This window comes from Bradyrhizobium sp. S3.3.6 (genome assembly GCF_040546905.1).
Lineage (GTDB): Bacteria > Pseudomonadota > Alphaproteobacteria > Rhizobiales > Xanthobacteraceae > Bradyrhizobium > Bradyrhizobium cytisi.
Map to the genome: position 1 here is coordinate 157823 of NZ_JBEPOT010000004.1, position 15647 is coordinate 173469.

A 15647-nucleotide genomic window follows, 5' to 3' on the forward strand; every position below is an offset into this window, starting at 1 on the left:
TCAACCACTAATTGCTTTCATTCGTCCGTCGCCGACGAAGCGTTTTTCTGGAGGGGGCATTGAACAAAGTCGCGCTCAGTATTCTTGGCCTTGCGGCACTCGTCGCGACGCCAGTGTTTGCGGCTGACATGGCCGTCAAGGCGCCCGTGGTCGCCGCACCGCCGGTGCTCGGCTGGACCGGCTTTTATATCGGCGGCAACATCGGTGGCGTCACCAATTCGAATTCGGGAACGTCGAATTTTACGGATTCGCTCCCCAACCTCGCATTCCCGGCTGCCAATCGGATCAACGCGACCGGTTTCACCGGTGGCGTTCAAGCAGGCTACAATTGGCAATTCGCTCCGCGCTGGCTTGTCGGCATCGAAGCCGATGGCGATTTCACCAATGCCAAATACGGCTTCTGCCGTGGGACCATTGTGCCGGGTGTCTGCGGCGATACCGGCTTCGGCACCGATTCGCTGAGCAGCAAGACCGCCTGGCTTTCGACGGTGCGCGGCCGGTTCGGCACCATCGCCATGGACAGATTTCTTGTCTATGTCACCGGCGGCGCCGCTTGGGGACGCATTGATACAACGGCAACACAGAGCTGTCTTGTTGGCGGCTGCGGCGTGTCGCCCTTAGCGACCGCGGGAACGTCGAGCAGTTCGGTGACGCGGTCCGGTTGGGTCGCTGGCCTTGGCGGCGAATGGAATATCGACGGCAATTGGTTTGCGCGCGCCGAATGGCTCCATATCGATCTCGGCAACGTCACCAGTTCGGTATCGACGGCCGGATTTGCCGGCAGCACCCAGAGCTTCAGCTGGTCGCGCGGCGAGCGGTTCGACCAGTTTCGCATCGGTCTTGATTATCGGTTCTGGCACGGCTGATGCTCGCGAATTTCGCGATGACCGGCATCTTCTGGATGCCGCAACGTTGCGCGCCTAATCACCCGCGCAACACGGACGACAGGCTTCGAAAGCCTGCTCGATAATGGCGAGCTTCACCGCTTGCGCGGCGTGATATTCGCGCCAGAATTCGCCCGATACCCATAACGCGGATTTGCCGCGGACGCCGGACCAGCCAAGACTGCCCATCGTCTCGGCGGCGGCGATTTTGCGGGCGAGCTGGCTTCGCGACAGATTGAGCCCCCGCGCCAACCACGAAACCGACGTCACATCGGTCGGAATGCGTGAGAGAGCAATCGAATCCTGCTGACACCCGACGATCAGACGATCCATCACGACGCCGCCATCGTCGATCCAGGCAAACAGCGAGAAGGTTCCGTTCGGCTCCCGAACCGCGCGCGTTGCCAGCAGGCCATCGGCGATGAGCGGCAGAATCGCGCCGAGCAGAGCCGGCCGCTCACGCAGTTCGACCGATCTGTTGCCGCCATCGAGCCCGTCCAGCGACGTCAGATGCGCCGCCAGCCAATGCGACAACGCTGCAAGCGCTATTGGCGACGGCTCGATCGGCCGATAGCGCCGGCCTTCGCTCCCCGCGACATGGCGCACGGTGCCGTATTTCAGCATCTCGTTGATGAGGGCTGTCGCTGTGTTGCGGCTTGCGAGTGCATGGGCCACGATCGAATCGACCAGTCGTGCGGGCAGAATTCCGGAATCGATCTGCTGTGCCTGGTTGCGAAAATAAGCCGCCAGCATCGCCTGAGTCATCAGCCAGCGCTGCTGGGTCGCGAACGGCGACGTAGTTCGTGGACTCGCGTCGTGTATCGCCAGCATCGCCTGAGCCTTGCCGCGAACGCAGCTCTCCAACGCCGGATGCGACAGGATATCGTCGGCCGTCATCACCATTGGTGTCGGGACAACCCGGCGGACGGTCCGAAACCGTCAATCGCAAAAGATCTCAAGCCTCCCTCCCCTGGCTCACGGATCGCCAACGGCGCGTGACAGCCTTCTCAAACGCATTCTTAAAAAACGAGCAGCGCGGCGGCTCCGATCCGAAACCTGAACCTATCGATTGCCACCCCGTGGGCGCGGCATTGCGCCCGCTCATGCATCTCATGGAGTCGTGCCGACGTCTGCAAAATTTTTCTGAAGTCAGGCTGAGAGAGACAATCCCAGGAGCCGCAGGGAGCTACTGGCCCTCGTTAAGGGTCTGGATTAACGGGAGAAAAAAGCAGGCAGCGCATGCTCCTCCTTGAAGGCTAATGACACGATCTGAAACCTGACGAAACGTGAGGTCCGGATGCCGAGGCGATCGGGCTCCGGCGTCGGCCACCTCCGAAAAGGTTGCCAGCTAATGCCCTTCGCTTCCTTCAGGCCTTCGGACATGAAGCAGTACTCAATGGTCTCGCCCGAACTCAGGATGACCGCGGCGCCATCACGCGTAAGACAGGCGTTGCGAATTGCGGTGGCAGTCAGCGAGGTCTCACACGCCTTTCTGAGTGCTTCGATACACGTCAGGCCCGGGTCGTGACGGTTCATTTCCTTCCGGAAGGCCAACTCCGGCATGAGCAGCGCAGCAGCGAAGTAAATGGCTGTGCAGATTGCCACCGAGAAGAGCCGGGGCAATACCACCGTCACGGTGCCCCTCCATCCGGAGTTCGCCGAGAGTCTCAGGGCTGCCCGTGCGGCAAACATCATTGGCACCGAGGTATTCACCGGCAAGCTCGTCCGCGGGCGGGTTCTCCCGACGAACAAGAAGGCATGGGCGGCCAAACTGAAGAAATACGCGGTCCTGGCCGCCGTGAACGAACCGAAAAAGAGCTGCCATGGCGTCCGCAAGGCTAGAGCCGAAGTGGCTGCCTATGCAGACTGCACCGAAAGCCAGATGATGGCGATGTTCGGCTGGGCCGACCCAAAAATGCCCGCTCACTACATCGCTCAGGCCAATCGACAGCGGCTTGGAATCAGCGCGATGGAGAAGATCGTCACGTTCGATCAAAGCCAGTCACTCGAAGACTGGCTGGCAGCGCCTCGGGCGAACGGCACGCGAACGCCTAGCGAGAACGGAGTCGTAGCATTTCCGGGCAGCACCCAGAAAAAAGCCTAATGATTTCAATGTGAAATGTGGGTTTATGGTGCGCTCGGAGGGACTCGAACCCCCACGATTTTACTCACTGCCACCTCAAGGCAGCGCGTCTACCAATTCCGCCACGAGCGCTTTGGGGATGCCGGCTTAGGGCTTGAGGCCCGCCGGATCAACGGCGCCGATCTAACAAATCCATCAGTGGGGTACAAGCCTGCAAAGGCCCCGAATTCCACAAGCTTGGCAGGAAAGTTCCTGCCCTGCCCCCTGATCGGCCTTATCTCGTCCCTTGCGTCCGCGGCAGCATCTGCTTGACCTCGACCGCGATCCGGTTGCGGTCGACCAGCACCACCCCGGAGGCCACCGGCAGATTGTTGGCGAGAACCTTGACCTCGTCGGCCTCGGTTGCGTCCAGCTCGATGATGGCGCCGCGGGAAAGACGTAATACTTGATGGATCGGCATGGTGGTCGTCCCGAGGACGACCATGAGATCCACGGTGACTTTGTCGAGAGTAGGCACTGTCAGCACCACCGCAACTGGAGACTTACGCCAGAGGACTTGGCATTTGCGCCTGTGATCATCACCACGTTATGGTTAGCCAATGGTTAATTCGCCTCAAAACCCTCGCCAAGAGCTCGATTTGACGTCGTTTTCCGTCGCCGGCGGTGAGCCCGTCGAATGGCGAATCTCGGACGCGCCCGTGCCCTATCCGGAGGCCGTGGCCGCCATGGAGGCCCGCGTCGCCGCCATTGCGGCGGGCGAGGCGCCGGAGCTGGTCTGGCTGCTCGAGCACCCCCCGCTCTACACCTCCGGGACCTCGGGCAAGGACTCCGATCTGCTCGATCCCCGATTCCCGACCTTTGCCACCGGCCGCGGCGGCCAGCTCACCTATCACGGCCCGGGCCAGCGGGTGGCCTACGTCATGCTCGACCTCAAGCGCCGACGGCCGGACGTTCGGGCCTATGTCGCAAGCCTTGAGGAGCTGATCCTGAAGACGCTCGCGGCCTTCAACGTCCGCGGCGAGCGGCGCGAAGATCGGGTCGGCGTCTGGGTGAAGCGGTCCGACAAGGGGCCGGAGCACGAGGACAAGATCGCGGCGATCGGCGTGCGGTTGAAGCGCTGGGTCTCGTTCCACGGCATCGCCATCAATGTCGAGCCGGAGCTTGCGCATTTCGCCGGCATCGTCCCCTGCGGCGTCGCCGATCCTCGTTATGGCGTGACCTCGCTGGTCGATCTCGGCCAGTTGGTGACCCTGGCCGATGTCGACGTCGCGCTTCGGCAGGCTTTTGAAGAGCTGTTCGGGCCGACACGCGCGCTGCTGCCGGAAGCAGCCGCCTGACGTTTTCCTGTTGGCGGCGCGCCACGCGCGCGTTCTCCGCGGCCACGGAATCGGTTACGCTTGTACCAGGTGCCGCCCGCGCCTCCCCCCTCCGCCGGGAAAGCAGAATTCATGTCGGGCGACTAAACCGTCGGACCGACTGTTCGAGCGCCAGGCATAAGGAGGGATTGCGCTTCTGCTCGCAATGGGAGGTTTTAACCATGAAGTTGTCTGCACCGATCTATCATCTGAAGCGACAAGCGAAGCGCCTGTCCCGCGAGGAAGGCATCCCGCTGCACGCCGCCCTCGACCGCATCGCCGCGACGGAAGGGTTTTCCGCCTGGAGCATGCTCGCAGCGAAAGCCGCCGCCGTGACGCCGGCCAACAGGCTGTTCCCGCAATTTAAGCCGGGCGACCTCGTGCTGGTCGGGGCACGGCCCGGTCAGGGCAAGACATTGATGAGCCTCGAACTCGCCGTCGAGGCCATGAAGTCCGGCAGTCGTGCGGCATTCTTCTCACTCGAATACACTGAGAAGGACGTGCTGGACCGCTTGCGTGCGATTGGTGTCGAGCCGGTGGAGTTCGACAAACTCTTCGAGGTCGATTGCTCCGACGCCATCAGCGCCGACTACATCGTCAAGCAAATGGCCGCGGTCCCCCGCGGCACGGTCGTTGTGATCGACTATCTGCAACTGCTCGACCAAAGGCGGGAAAACCCCGATCTGACGGTTCAGGTGCGCGCGCTAAAATCCTTTGCGCGCGACAAGGGACTGATCGTCGTCTTCATCTCGCAGATAGACCGGTCCTATGACCCCTCCGTCAAGCCCTGCCCCGATCTCAGCGATGTCAGGCTCCCAAATCCGCTGGACCTGACACTGTTCGACAAGATGTGTTTCATGAACAATTCCGAGGTTCAGTTCCGCGCAGCGAGCTGACGACAAAAGCCGCGGGTGAGATGACTCACCCGCGGCTTGCGGCCTCACGCCGCAGCCAACGACACTTCGAGCTTGCCGGCAATGTAGCGCCGCTCCTGGGTCAGGCCGCCAAAGCCGTAGGCGTCGCCCTTGACCTCGTCGACATGCAGATAGGTTTCGGGATGCAGCGGGCCCAAAATCCCGGCCATGCGCTTGAACATCGCGGCGATATAAGCCGCCTTCTCGTCCTTGGTGTTGGTGCCCTCGCTGACGTGGATGTCGATCCAGTAGCTGGCAAGCTTCTGCTCGGCGAGCGACCTGCCCCCGGCGAACCAGTCACCCGCATCGACCGACTTCACGATGATGGCGGTGACCTTGGGATCCTTGTGCAGGATCTCAGCGGTGAGCTCGGAGACGGCGTCGGCTATGTCGGCCTTCAGCGACGGCGACTGGCGGGACGAGGTGTAGGACACGGTGATCAGGGGCATTGTCGTTCTCCTCAAGATATCGCGCTGCTTGCGCGGTGTTGGCGAGAAGCTAGACCTTCCCCTGTCATTTTGGTATCTTATCTATATTGATACCAGTGATAAGCATTCAAAATGATAGCCCCACTCGACATCGCCACCGTCCAGGCCTTCCTGCTGGTCGCCGACCTCCAGAGTTTTACGCGTGCTGCTGAAGCACTCGGCACGACGCAGGCAGCGGTAAGTCTCAAGCTGCAACGGCTGGAGGCACTGCTCGACAAACGTCTCGTCGAGCGCTCGCCGCGCGCGGTCCGCCTCACCGCCGACGGTGCCAGCTTCCTCGAGCGCGCCCGCGCGCTGATCGCGGCGCATGACCGCGCGCTATCCGGCGAGGCACCGGCCGCGCAATCGCTCTCGCTCGGCATCTCCGATCACGCCGCGGGCCCCGAGCTGGTGCCGTTGCTCGAACGGCTGCATGCGATGTCGTCAAACCTCACCCTCGCCGTCACCATCGGCTTCTCGCGCCAGATGCAGGATGCCTATGACGCGGGCGAGCTCGATGCTGTGATCGTCCGCCAGGAGGGCAGCCGCCGCGGCGGCGAGAAGCTGACCGAGGACGAGTTCGGCTGGTTCGCATCACGGCGCCTCATCCTGCCGAAAGGCGAGCCGCTGCCGCTTGCGACGCTCGCCCCGCCCTGCGGCGTCCGCGCCGTCGCCGTGCGCGCGCTCGACAAGGCCGGCCTCGCCTGGCGCGAGCGTTTTGTCGGCGGCGGCGTGACCGCGGTGGTTGCGGCGGCGCTTGCCGGGCTCGCTATCGCGCCGCTGGCACGGCGGATCGCGCCTCCCGGCCTGATCGACATCGGACCGGCGCACAAGCTGCCGAAGCTCGGCAGCTCGAAGGTGATGCTCCATTCGAAGGTCAGCGATCCCGGAAAGCTTGCCGCGCTGCGTGCGATGGCGGCGACATTTCGGAGTGTGGCCACCACCTGACATCTTTGCGGGACTGCGGACCATCGCGATGACATGGTGCCGGTCCTGCATACCGACCGCAGTTTTTGCCTAAAAACGTCCCAGAAAGCGGGAACCAACCGCCCTCTTGAGCGTTTTTCCCGGTCGAGGCGGGGTCCAGGAATGGTAAAAGAGTCCAGTCAACAGAGAGGCTTGTTCGAAAGCGAGCGGAGTTTTCGGCTGTTGGTGGACGGAGTCGCGGACTATGCGCTCTACATGCTGGATCCCACCGGCGTCATCACCAGCTGGAATATCGGCGGCGAGCGGATCAAGGGCTATTCGCCCGAGGAGATCCTCGGCCAGCATTTCTCGCGCTTCTATACCGAGACCGACCGCGCCAACGGCAAGCCCGCGCGGGCCCTCGGCATCGCGCGGGACCAAGGCCGCTACGAGGAGGAAGGCTGGCGCGTCCGCAAGGACGGCACTTTCTTCTGGGCCAGCGTCATCATCGATCCGATCCACGAGGACGGCGCCCTCGTCGGCTTTGCAAAGATCACCCGCGACATCACCGAGCGGCGCAATGCCCAGATCAAGCTCGAGGCGATGCAGGCGCAGCTCGCGGAGTCGCAAAAGTTCGATGCGCTCGGCCAGCTTACCGGCGGCATCGCGCACGACTTCAACAATCTGCTGATGATCATCAGCGGCAGCCTTCACGTCCTGAAGAAGGCCGACCTCGACGATTCCAAGTTCCAGCGTGCGATCTCGGCGATCGACACCGCGACCAAGCGCGGCGCCGCGCTGACGGGACAGCTCCTGACCTTCGCGCGGCGGCAGAGCGTCAATCCGCAGGCGATCCATTTCGGCGACCGCATCGAGGCGATCCGCGAAGTGCTTCACGCCGGCGTCGGCAGCGCGGTTCGCCTCGCCTTCGACATCGAGCGCGAGGTCTGGCCGATCCACGCCGACGTCTCCGAGTTGGAGACGGGACTGCTCAATCTCGTCATCAACGCCCGCGATGCCATGCCCGACGGCGGCACTGTGACGATCGGCGCGCACAACATCGTCCTGGACGGTCCGCTTCACAGCGGCGAATTCGTTGCCATCACCGTCGCCGATACCGGGCTCGGCATCCCCTCCGACGTCGTCGACAAGATTTTTGAGCCGTTCTTCACGACGAAACCGGTCGGAAAAGGCACCGGCCTCGGCCTGTCGCAGGTGCACGGATTTGCGCATCAGGCCGGCGGCACGGTCAAGGTCGCAAGCGAGCTTGGCAAGGGCACCACCTTCACCATCCTGCTGCCGCGCGAAACCGCGGCCACGCCGAACGAGGCCTTTGAGGTAGCGCCGGTGCGCGGCAGCGGCACGGTGCTGCTGGTCGAAGACAATCCCGATGTCGCCATCGTCAGCATCGGCCTGCTGGAGCAGCTCGGCTATCGCGTGCGCCGGGTTGCGGATGCCGAATCCGCGCTGCGTGAGGTCGAGAATAACGGCGTCGACCTCGTCTTCTCGGACGTCGTCATGCCCGGCAAGATGGACGGGGTCGGCTTGGCCCATCGCCTGCGCCAGATCCGCCCCGACCTGCCGATCCTGCTCGCCAGCGGCTACAGCGACGCCGCCGCTGGCGTGCGCGGCGACTTTCCGATCCTGCGCAAGCCGTACGAGATCCACGAGCTCAGCGACGCGATCTCGAAGCTTCCGAAGTGATGGCCGACTAAACCGTCGGCAGCACCGAGAACGTTTCCCCTGCCCTGCGCAAATCCAGCCCATCCACGCTCGCCGTCTCGCTGGTGACGCTATCCACGCGCGAGGACGGCGGGCCGTGACGACACAGCGCGACCATGTCGGCGACATGCATGGGCGTACCCGCGAACAGTGCTTCCACGCTGCCGTCGCGGCGGTTGCGGACCCAGCCTTCGAGCCCGCAGGTCACCGCCTGGGACTCGACCCAGGCCCGATAGCCGACGCCTTGCACGCGGCCGCGGATCATGACCTGGAGGATCGCCCGGCTCATTTTTTCAGTCCGAGAAGGTCGGCACCACGCGCTTTCACTTCGGCTTCGCGCATGACGCGATGAGTCAGCTCCGCTGCTGGCAATCCCTTCAGCGCTTTCGGCGCCGTGCCCTCGCGCAATGCCTTCTGGACTTCGTAGACGGCTTGGGTCGCTGCCGCGATCGGCGCGTGGCCCTGAAGCGCGATGCGGACGCGCCGGCTGGCGAGATAGTCGATTGCGTTCAATTCGTCCGGCGCGCCACCGAGCACGATCGGCAGACGCGTTGCGGATACAACGGCCTCGAGCTCAGCGCGCGACTTGATGCCAGTGAAGAACAGTGCATCGACGCCGGTGGCTTCATAAGCCTTGGCGCGGCGGATCGCGTCGTCGATCGAGCTGATCGAGGCCGCACCGGTGCGGCCCATGATGACCAGCGTGGGATCGCTGCGACCGTCGAGCGCGGCCTTCATCTTGCCGACGCCCTCCTCCAGCGAGACCAGCTGCGCCTTCGTCTCGCCAAAGGCGGGCGGTAGCAGCGTGTCCTCGATGGTGAGACCGGCCGCTCCCGCCGCCTCCAGCTCCTGCACCGTGCGGCGCACGTTGAGCGCATTGCCATAGCCGTGATCGGCATCGACCAGCACCGGCAGCGCGGAGGCGCGCGACATCCGCCGCATCTGCTCGGCCAACTCGGTGAGCGTGATCAGCGTAACATCGGGATCGCCGAGCACGGCGAGCGAGGCCACCGAACCGCCGAACATGCCGAGCGGGAAGCCGAGATCCTCGGCAATGCGGATCGAGATCGCTTCATAGACTGAGCCGGGATGGATGCAGGTCCCGCCCGACAGGATCGATCGCAGTTTTTCGCGGCGGGAACGAAAGGCCATGGTGCTGTCTCGGTCAAGTTACGGAGGCCGCATCATACTCCGTCATTGCGAGCGAAGCGAAGCAATCCAGAATCTTTCCGCAGGGACCAGTCTGGATTGCTTCGCTGCGCTCGCAATGACGCGTGCTTATGGGACGATCACCCGTCCCAACTCACACCTTTACGCAAACTCCAGGATCAGCGCGTCCACCGCGAGCGTCGCGCCGGCGCTGGCGTGGATCTTCTTCACGGTGCCGTCCTGCTCGGCGCGAAGCACGTTCTGCATCTTCATGGCCTCGACCACGGCCAGCGTCTCGCCGGCCTTGATCTCCTGGCCTTCGGTCACAGAGATCGAGACGATGAGCCCGGGCATCGGACAGAGCAGCTTCTTGCCGGTGTCGGAGGCCATCGTCACCGGCATCAGCTTCGCCGAGGCGGCTTCCGTTTCGGTCCAGACATAGACCGGCACCTCGACGCCCTGATGCGCGAGGCGGATGCCGTTGGCGATCGGGCGCGCCTGCACTGCGACCACGTGGCCGTCGATGGTGCCCTGCCAGACCGGATCGCCCGGCTTCCATGCGGACTGCAGCAGATGCGCATTGCCGGCCTTGCCCTCGGCGTCGACGAACCGCACCGCGATCGCCTCTCCCTCGCGGGCAACCTCGAGCAAAATCTCCTGGCGGTCGAGCCAGACCGCGCGGCGGCGCTCGCGCTGCACGATGCGGCCGCCCAGCTGGCCGGAGATCTGCCGCTTGCGCTCGCCGAGCACGTGATCGATGGCGGCGCCGACCGCGGCGATCCGTCGCGCGACCTCACCTTCGGGCACGCGCACCGCAAAGCCCTTCGGGAATTCCTCGGCGATGAAGCCGGTCGACAGATTGCCCTCACGCCAGCGCGGATGATGCATCAGCGCCGACAGGAACGGGATGTTGTGGCGGATACCCTCGACATAGAACGAATCCAGCGCGGTCGCCTGCGCCTCGATCGCGGCCGCGCGTGACGGCGCGTGCGTGACGAGCTTTGCGATCATCGGATCGTAATGGATCGAGATCTCGCCGCCCTCCTGCACGCCGGTGTCGTTGCGCACGGTGATGCCGTCCTTGCTCACTTCCGCCGGCGGGCGATACTTCACCAGCCGCCCGATCGAGGGCAGGAAGTTGCGGAACGGGTCTTCGGCGTAGAGGCGCGTTTCCACGGCCCAGCCGGTGAGCGTGACGTCCTTCTGCGCGAGCGCGAGCTTCTCGCCGGCGGCAACACGGATCATCTGCTCGACGAGGTCGACGCCGGTGACGAGCTCGGTGACGGGATGCTCGACCTGGAGACGCGTGTTCATCTCGAGGAAGTAGAAGCTCTTGTCCTGCCCTGCGACGAACTCGACAGTGCCGGCGGAATCGTAGTTCACGGCCTTGGCCAGCGCGACCGCCTGCTCGCCCATCTTGCGGCGGGTGGCTTCGTCGAGCAGCGGCGACGGCGCCTCCTCGATCACCTTCTGGTTGCGGCGCTGGATCGAGCATTCGCGCTCGCCAAGATGGATGACGTTGCCGTGCTTGTCGCCCAGCACCTGGATCTCGATGTGGCGGGGATCGACGATAAACTTTTCGACGAAGACGCGGTCGTCGCCGAACGAAGCCTTGGCCTCGGCCTTGGCGAGATTGAAACCTTCCGCGACTTCGGCCTTCGAATGCGCGATGCGCATGCCCTTGCCGCCACCGCCTGCGGAGGCCTTGATCATCACGGGATAGCCGATCTCGTCGGCGATCGTGACCGCGTGCTTGCCGTCCTCAATGACGCCGAGATGGCCCGGCACGGTCGAAACCTTGGCTTTCGCGGCCGCCTTCTTGGATTCTATCTTGTCGCCCATCGCGGCGATCGCGCCCGGGTTCGGGCCGATGAAGACGATGCCGGCGGCTTCCAGCGCGCGCGGAAATGCCTCGCGCTCGGACAGGAAGCCGTAACCGGGATGAACGGCCTCGGCGCCGGTCTTGCGGCAGGCCTCCACGATCTTCTCAATCACCAGATAGCTCTCGGCCGCGGCCGGCGGGCCGATCAGCACGGCCTCATCGGCCATCTCGACATGGAGAGCGTCGCGGTCGGCCTCGGAATAGACCGCGACCGTCTGAATTCCCATCTTGCGCGCGGTCTTGATGACCCGGCAGGCGATTTCGCCGCGGTTGGCGATCAGAATGCGTTTGAACATGCTTTTCTTGAGTCTCGACCTGGGGCGGGACCCTTCCCTGACCGTTTGGGGCCTATAGGACGGGCCGTGTGGCTCCCGTGGTACATCAAAACTGGCCGGAGGCAACGGTCTAAATCCGGCCCCGCTGGCGTACCGGCGCAAGACCGAACGGGCCTCGCCAAGCCCTCGGATGACCTACGGCTTCCCGGCCTTGGCCACGTCCCGGACCAGGCTGTGGATGAAGCCCAGCTTGGCGACCACGGCCGATGACAGGATGAAGGGATAGAGGTCGCGCAGGCCCATGGCGCGGTTCACGCTGTTCATGGCGAAGGTGAAGGGCAGCCATGCGTCGACGATCGCCTCGACGCCTTTCGCCTCGTAAGGGTTGAACCGGATCCGCGTCGACAACTCCCCGTCGCGATCGACCTTGGGGCGCACCTCCATGCCGAATTCGCTAGCCATCTCCAGGGTGTCGACGATGTGGAGGTAATGCGCCCAGGTCTCCGCGAAATCTTCCCAAGGGTGCATCGTCGCATAGGCCGACACGTAGCCCTGCTGCCAGTCCGGCGGCGCGCGTTCGACATAGTGACGCTGCAGGGCTTCACCGTAATCGGCGGAATCGTCGCCGAACACGGAGCGGCATTCCTCCAGTTTCCCGCCATCGCGCACCAGTACATCCCAGAAATAGTGCCCGACCTCGTGGCGGAAATGCCCGAGCAGCGTCCGGTACGGCTCGCCCATCTCCAGCCTGCGCCGCTCGCGCTCGATGCCATCGGTCTCAGTCAGCGCGATCGTGATCAGGCCGTTGTCATGGCCGGTCAGGATTCTCTGGCCGCTGTTGGGATCGTCGGCGAGGAAATTGAAGATCAGCCCGTGCTCGGGATTGTCCTGCCGGGTCTGAAGCGGCAGCTTCCAGCGGATCAGCGAATAGAACAACCGGTGCTTCGCCACCTCCAGCTCTCGCCAGCCCGCCAGCTGCGCGGGGTCGGAGAGATCAGGCACGATGCCGTTATGGCGACAGGCGCGGCAATAGCCGGTGGTATCGCTAACATCCGTCAGCCAGTTGCAGGCATCATACTCGGCATTGCGGCACAGCATCCGCCCCTTGCCCCTGTCGGCGAGCGTGGTCCAGGTCCCGCCTCCAGCCTCCTCGTCAGGCTCGATCGCCGACATCGTCTCCTTCTCCGGCAGAAAGGCGACCTTGTGGCCGCAACGTTCGCAGGCGCGGTTCTCGAAATAGAGAACGTTGCCGCAGGCCTGGCAGACAAAGAGCTTCAAGATTTAGCCTCTTCGGATAGGGGAGTTGTAGCGCCTCGCGGACAGGCCTATCGACGGCCCATCGTTCCAATGTTTGGAACAAATAGCCAGACCCCGCGTTCGCTCATACCCGCCACATGCCGTTCGGCGAGGGCGTTTCCTTGTCTATTCCCTTTTGAGCAATGGCTATCACGCTTTGTCTGTGTGAATATCGGCTCGGCACGTGCGCTCCCGCATCACAACGGCCGACGCCTTGAACGATCCTTTGCCCGAGACCATTGCCGCCGAAAGGCTGCGCCAGCACCTCGAAGACATTGCGCGCGAGCGCGATGAAGCCTATCGCGCGCTCCAGGAGCGCGAGGCCGAGCTCGCGCGCATCCAGCGCATCGGCAAGGTCGGCGGGCTCGAGGTCGACTTCCGCGAAGGCTTCAAGAACCGCCGCTCGCCGGAATATCTGATGATCCACGGGCTGCCGCCCGAGGCCGTCGACGAGACCCATGAAGACTGGGTCAGCCGCATCCATCCCGATGACCGCGACGCGACCGTCAATCATTTCTTCGAGGCGCTGTCCGGGACCAGTGAGGACTACACCGCCGAATACCGCATCATCCGCCCGAGCGATGGCGAAACCCGCTGGATCCGCGTCGTCGCCAAGATCGAGCGTGACGGCGACGGCCGCGCGATCCGCCTCGTCGGTGCCCATATCGACGCCACCGACCAGATGCTGGTGCGCGAGACCTTGCGCGAGAGCGAGGAGCGCTTTCGGCTGATCGCCGACAGCGCGCCGGTGCCGATCTGGGTCACAAAGCTCGACCGCACGCGCTCCTTCGTCAACCAGGCCTATGTCGATTTCGTCGGCCTGCCCTACGACCAGGCGATCGCATTCGACTGGCGCAAGGTGCTGCATCCAGACGACCTGCCGCATGTCTTGCAGCAATCGGTTCAGGGCGAAGCTTCGCTCAAGCCGTTCGTGCTGGAGGCGCGCTACAAGGATGCCTCCGGCGAATGGCGCTGGCTGCGCTCGGAATCGCAGCCGCGCTGGGATCCAACCGGCAAGCATATCGGCTTCATCGGCGTTGCCCACGACATCACCGTCGCCAAGCGGGCCGAGATCGAGCTGCGGCAACTCAACGAGACCTTGGAAGAGCGCATCGTCGAGCGCACCGCCGAGCTCGAATCCAACGAGGCGCGGCTGCGCGCGATTTTGGGCACCAGCAACCAGTACCAGGGGCTGGTCAACCTTAGGGGTGAATTGCTCTACGCCAACAAGACCGCGCTCGACGGCATCACGGCGAACGCGTCGGACGTGATCGGAAAGCCGTTCTGGGATACGCCCTGGTTCAGCGCGACCGAGGGCATGAGCACCGCCGTGCGCGAGGCCTTCGATACCGTGCTGAAAGGCGAAGCGGTGCGGATGGAGATGCGGTTGCGCCTTCCCATCGGCGAGCGCGATTTCGAGTTCGGCATGCGCCCGGTGCTCGACCGCCACGGCAACATCACCGGCGCGGTGCCAGAGGCCGTCGACATTACCGAGCGCCGCCGCGGCGAGGAGGCGCTGCGGCAGTCGCAGAAAATGGAGGCGATCGGCCAGCTCACCGGCGGCGTCGCGCACGACTTCAACAACCTCCTCACCATCATCCGCTCTGCGACCGACTTCCTGCGCCGGCGCGAGCTGCCGGAGGAGCGCCGCCGCCGCTATGTCGATGCGATCTCCGAGACCGTCGAGCGCGCTTCAAAACTGACCGCGCAGCTCCTGGCGTTCGCGCGGCGGCAACCGCTGAAACCGCAGATCTTCAATGTCGGCAGCCAGGTCGAGGGCGTGGCGCAGCTGGTCCGGCCGCTGGTCGGCGGCCGCATCGAGATCGCTGTCGAGATCGACGATGCCGACTGTTTTACCGTCGCCGACATCGCCCAGTTCGAGACTGCGCTGATCAACCTCGCCATCAACGCCCGCGACGCCATGGACGGCGAAGGCCGCCTCACCATCGCCGTCCGCAAAGTCCAGGGCATTCCGAGCCTGCGCACGCAATCGGCGCGCGGCGGCGATTACGTCGCAATCTCGGTGGCCGATACCGGCAGCGGCATCGCGCCCGGAAACATCGACGCCATCTTCGAGCCGTTCTTCACCACCAAGGAGGTCGGCAAAGGCACCGGCCTTGGCCTCAGCCAGGCGTTCGGCTTCGCAAAGCAGTCCGAGGGCGACGTCGCGGTGACGAGCACGCCTGGTAAGGGCGCGACCTTCACGATCTACCTGCCACAGGCGGAGAGCCCGGCCGCCGGGAAAGAATCCGCATCGCTCACCAGCGAGAGCGCGACCACCGGGCGCGGCTACCGCGTGCTCGTGGTAGAGGACAATGACGATGTCGGCCAGTTCTCGACCGAACTTTTGGAAGACCTCGGCTACGTCACCCGCCGCGTCGCCAACGCCAATGCCGCACTCGTCATCCTCGGTGAGAACGAGTTCGCGGTCGATCTGGTGTTCTCCGACGTCATCATGCCCGGCATGAACGGCGTCGAGCTCGCCGGCATCATCCGCGAGCGCTATCCGGGCCTGCCCGTCGTGCTGACCAGCGGCTACAGCAACGTGCTCGCCGAAAACGCCCATCGCGGATTTGAATTGATCCAGAAGCCATATTCGGTGGAGTCGCTGTCGCGCATCTTGCGCAAGGCGATCACGGAGAAGCTGTCGGTGGCGCGGTGAGAGTTTTGGCCGTGGAAAGTTGCCCCACATTCCGTCATTGCGAGCGCAGCGA

General features: G+C 64.1%; 15 protein-coding genes and 1 tRNA gene. 7 read left to right on the forward strand and 9 right to left on the reverse strand.

Annotated elements, in window-relative coordinates; translation table 11 throughout:
* Positions 1-59: 59 nt before the first annotated feature.
* Positions 60-866 (forward strand): outer membrane protein, encoded by an 807-nt coding sequence (locus tag ABID59_RS13365; RefSeq protein WP_354032589.1) that lies wholly within the window; start codon positions 60-62, stop codon positions 864-866.
* A 54-nt stretch (positions 867-920) separates the two neighbouring features.
* On the opposite strand, the gene ABID59_RS13370 is transcribed toward ABID59_RS13365, so the two are convergent.
* Together ABID59_RS13370 and ABID59_RS13375 are read right to left on the reverse strand one after the other, a co-directional pair.
* Positions 921-1781 carry a hypothetical protein gene (locus tag ABID59_RS13370; RefSeq protein WP_354083696.1) on the reverse strand — a complete coding sequence of 287 codons (861 nt, stop codon included), beginning with the start codon at positions 1779-1781 and terminating at the stop codon, positions 921-923.
* 315 nt (positions 1782-2096) lie between these two features.
* Complete coding sequence (locus ABID59_RS13375) at positions 2097-2420, reverse strand: hypothetical protein (RefSeq protein WP_354032587.1); 324 nt, start codon at positions 2418-2420, stop codon at positions 2097-2099.
* 49 nt (positions 2421-2469) lie between these two features.
* Here ABID59_RS13375 and ABID59_RS13380 point away from each other — a divergent pair, with 49 nt between their 5' ends.
* A complete protein-coding gene (locus ABID59_RS13380) occupies positions 2470-2988 on the forward strand; it encodes a hypothetical protein (protein WP_354032586.1) in 519 nt (172 codons plus the stop codon).
* A 26-nt stretch (positions 2989-3014) separates the two neighbouring features.
* On the opposite strand, the gene ABID59_RS13385 is transcribed toward ABID59_RS13380, so the two are convergent.
* Positions 3015-3099, reverse strand: a tRNA-Leu gene (locus ABID59_RS13385).
* 142 nt (positions 3100-3241) lie between these two features.
* On the reverse strand, positions 3242-3484 hold the full coding sequence (locus tag ABID59_RS13390; RefSeq protein WP_008141759.1) for a FliM/FliN family flagellar motor switch protein: 243 nt from the start codon (positions 3482-3484) through the stop codon (positions 3242-3244).
* 82 nt (positions 3485-3566) lie between these two features.
* On the opposite strand from ABID59_RS13390, the gene lipB reads away from it, so the two are divergent.
* Entirely contained in the window at positions 3567-4304 is a 738-nt protein-coding gene (lipB, locus tag ABID59_RS13395; RefSeq protein WP_354083697.1) for a lipoyl(octanoyl) transferase LipB, read from the forward strand.
* Between the two features lie 200 nt (positions 4305-4504).
* The gene (locus ABID59_RS13400) at positions 4505-5218 is read left to right on the forward strand and encodes a DNA helicase (RefSeq protein ID WP_354084051.1); all 714 of its coding nucleotides are present in this window, start codon (positions 4505-4507) and stop codon (positions 5216-5218) included.
* A 44-nt stretch (positions 5219-5262) separates the two neighbouring features.
* Here ABID59_RS13400 and ABID59_RS13405 read toward each other — a convergent pair whose 3' ends face one another.
* Positions 5263-5685, reverse strand: a complete 423-nt coding sequence (locus ABID59_RS13405; protein WP_354083698.1) for a tautomerase family protein — start codon at positions 5683-5685, stop codon at positions 5263-5265.
* 111 nt (positions 5686-5796) lie between these two features.
* On the opposite strand from ABID59_RS13405, the gene ABID59_RS13410 reads away from it, so the two are divergent.
* Entirely contained in the window at positions 5797-6651 is an 855-nt protein-coding gene (locus ABID59_RS13410; protein WP_354083699.1) for a LysR family transcriptional regulator, read from the forward strand.
* A 141-nt stretch (positions 6652-6792) separates the two neighbouring features.
* On the forward strand, positions 6793-8313 hold the full coding sequence (locus ABID59_RS13415; RefSeq protein WP_354083700.1) for a PAS domain-containing hybrid sensor histidine kinase/response regulator family protein: 1521 nt from the start codon (positions 6793-6795) through the stop codon (positions 8311-8313).
* 7 nt (positions 8314-8320) lie between these two features.
* Here the strand turns inward: ABID59_RS13415 and ABID59_RS13420 are convergent, their stop codons facing one another.
* From ABID59_RS13420 to ABID59_RS13435, 4 genes are all read right to left on the reverse strand, one after another.
* Positions 8321-8620: an acylphosphatase gene (locus tag ABID59_RS13420; RefSeq protein WP_354032582.1), complete on the reverse strand. Its 300-nt coding sequence runs from the start codon at positions 8618-8620 to the stop codon at positions 8321-8323.
* The gene (locus ABID59_RS13425; protein ID WP_354083701.1) at positions 8617-9483 is read right to left on the reverse strand and encodes an isocitrate lyase/PEP mutase family protein; all 867 of its coding nucleotides are present in this window, start codon (positions 9481-9483) and stop codon (positions 8617-8619) included. The genes ABID59_RS13420 and ABID59_RS13425 overlap by 4 nt, the downstream gene beginning before the upstream one ends.
* Positions 9484-9642: 159 nt before the next feature.
* Positions 9643-11658 carry an acetyl-CoA carboxylase biotin carboxylase subunit gene (locus tag ABID59_RS13430; protein ID WP_354083702.1) on the reverse strand — a complete coding sequence of 672 codons (2016 nt, stop codon included), beginning with the start codon at positions 11656-11658 and terminating at the stop codon, positions 9643-9645.
* A gap of 174 nt (positions 11659-11832) precedes the next feature.
* Positions 11833-12915 (reverse strand): zinc-binding metallopeptidase family protein, encoded by a 1083-nt coding sequence (locus ABID59_RS13435; protein ID WP_354083703.1) that lies wholly within the window; start codon positions 12913-12915, stop codon positions 11833-11835.
* Between the two features lie 202 nt (positions 12916-13117).
* On the opposite strand from ABID59_RS13435, the gene ABID59_RS13440 reads away from it, so the two are divergent.
* Complete coding sequence (locus tag ABID59_RS13440; RefSeq protein WP_354083704.1) at positions 13118-15595, forward strand: PAS domain-containing hybrid sensor histidine kinase/response regulator; 2478 nt, start codon at positions 13118-13120, stop codon at positions 15593-15595.
* Positions 15596-15647: the final 52 nt, after the last annotated feature.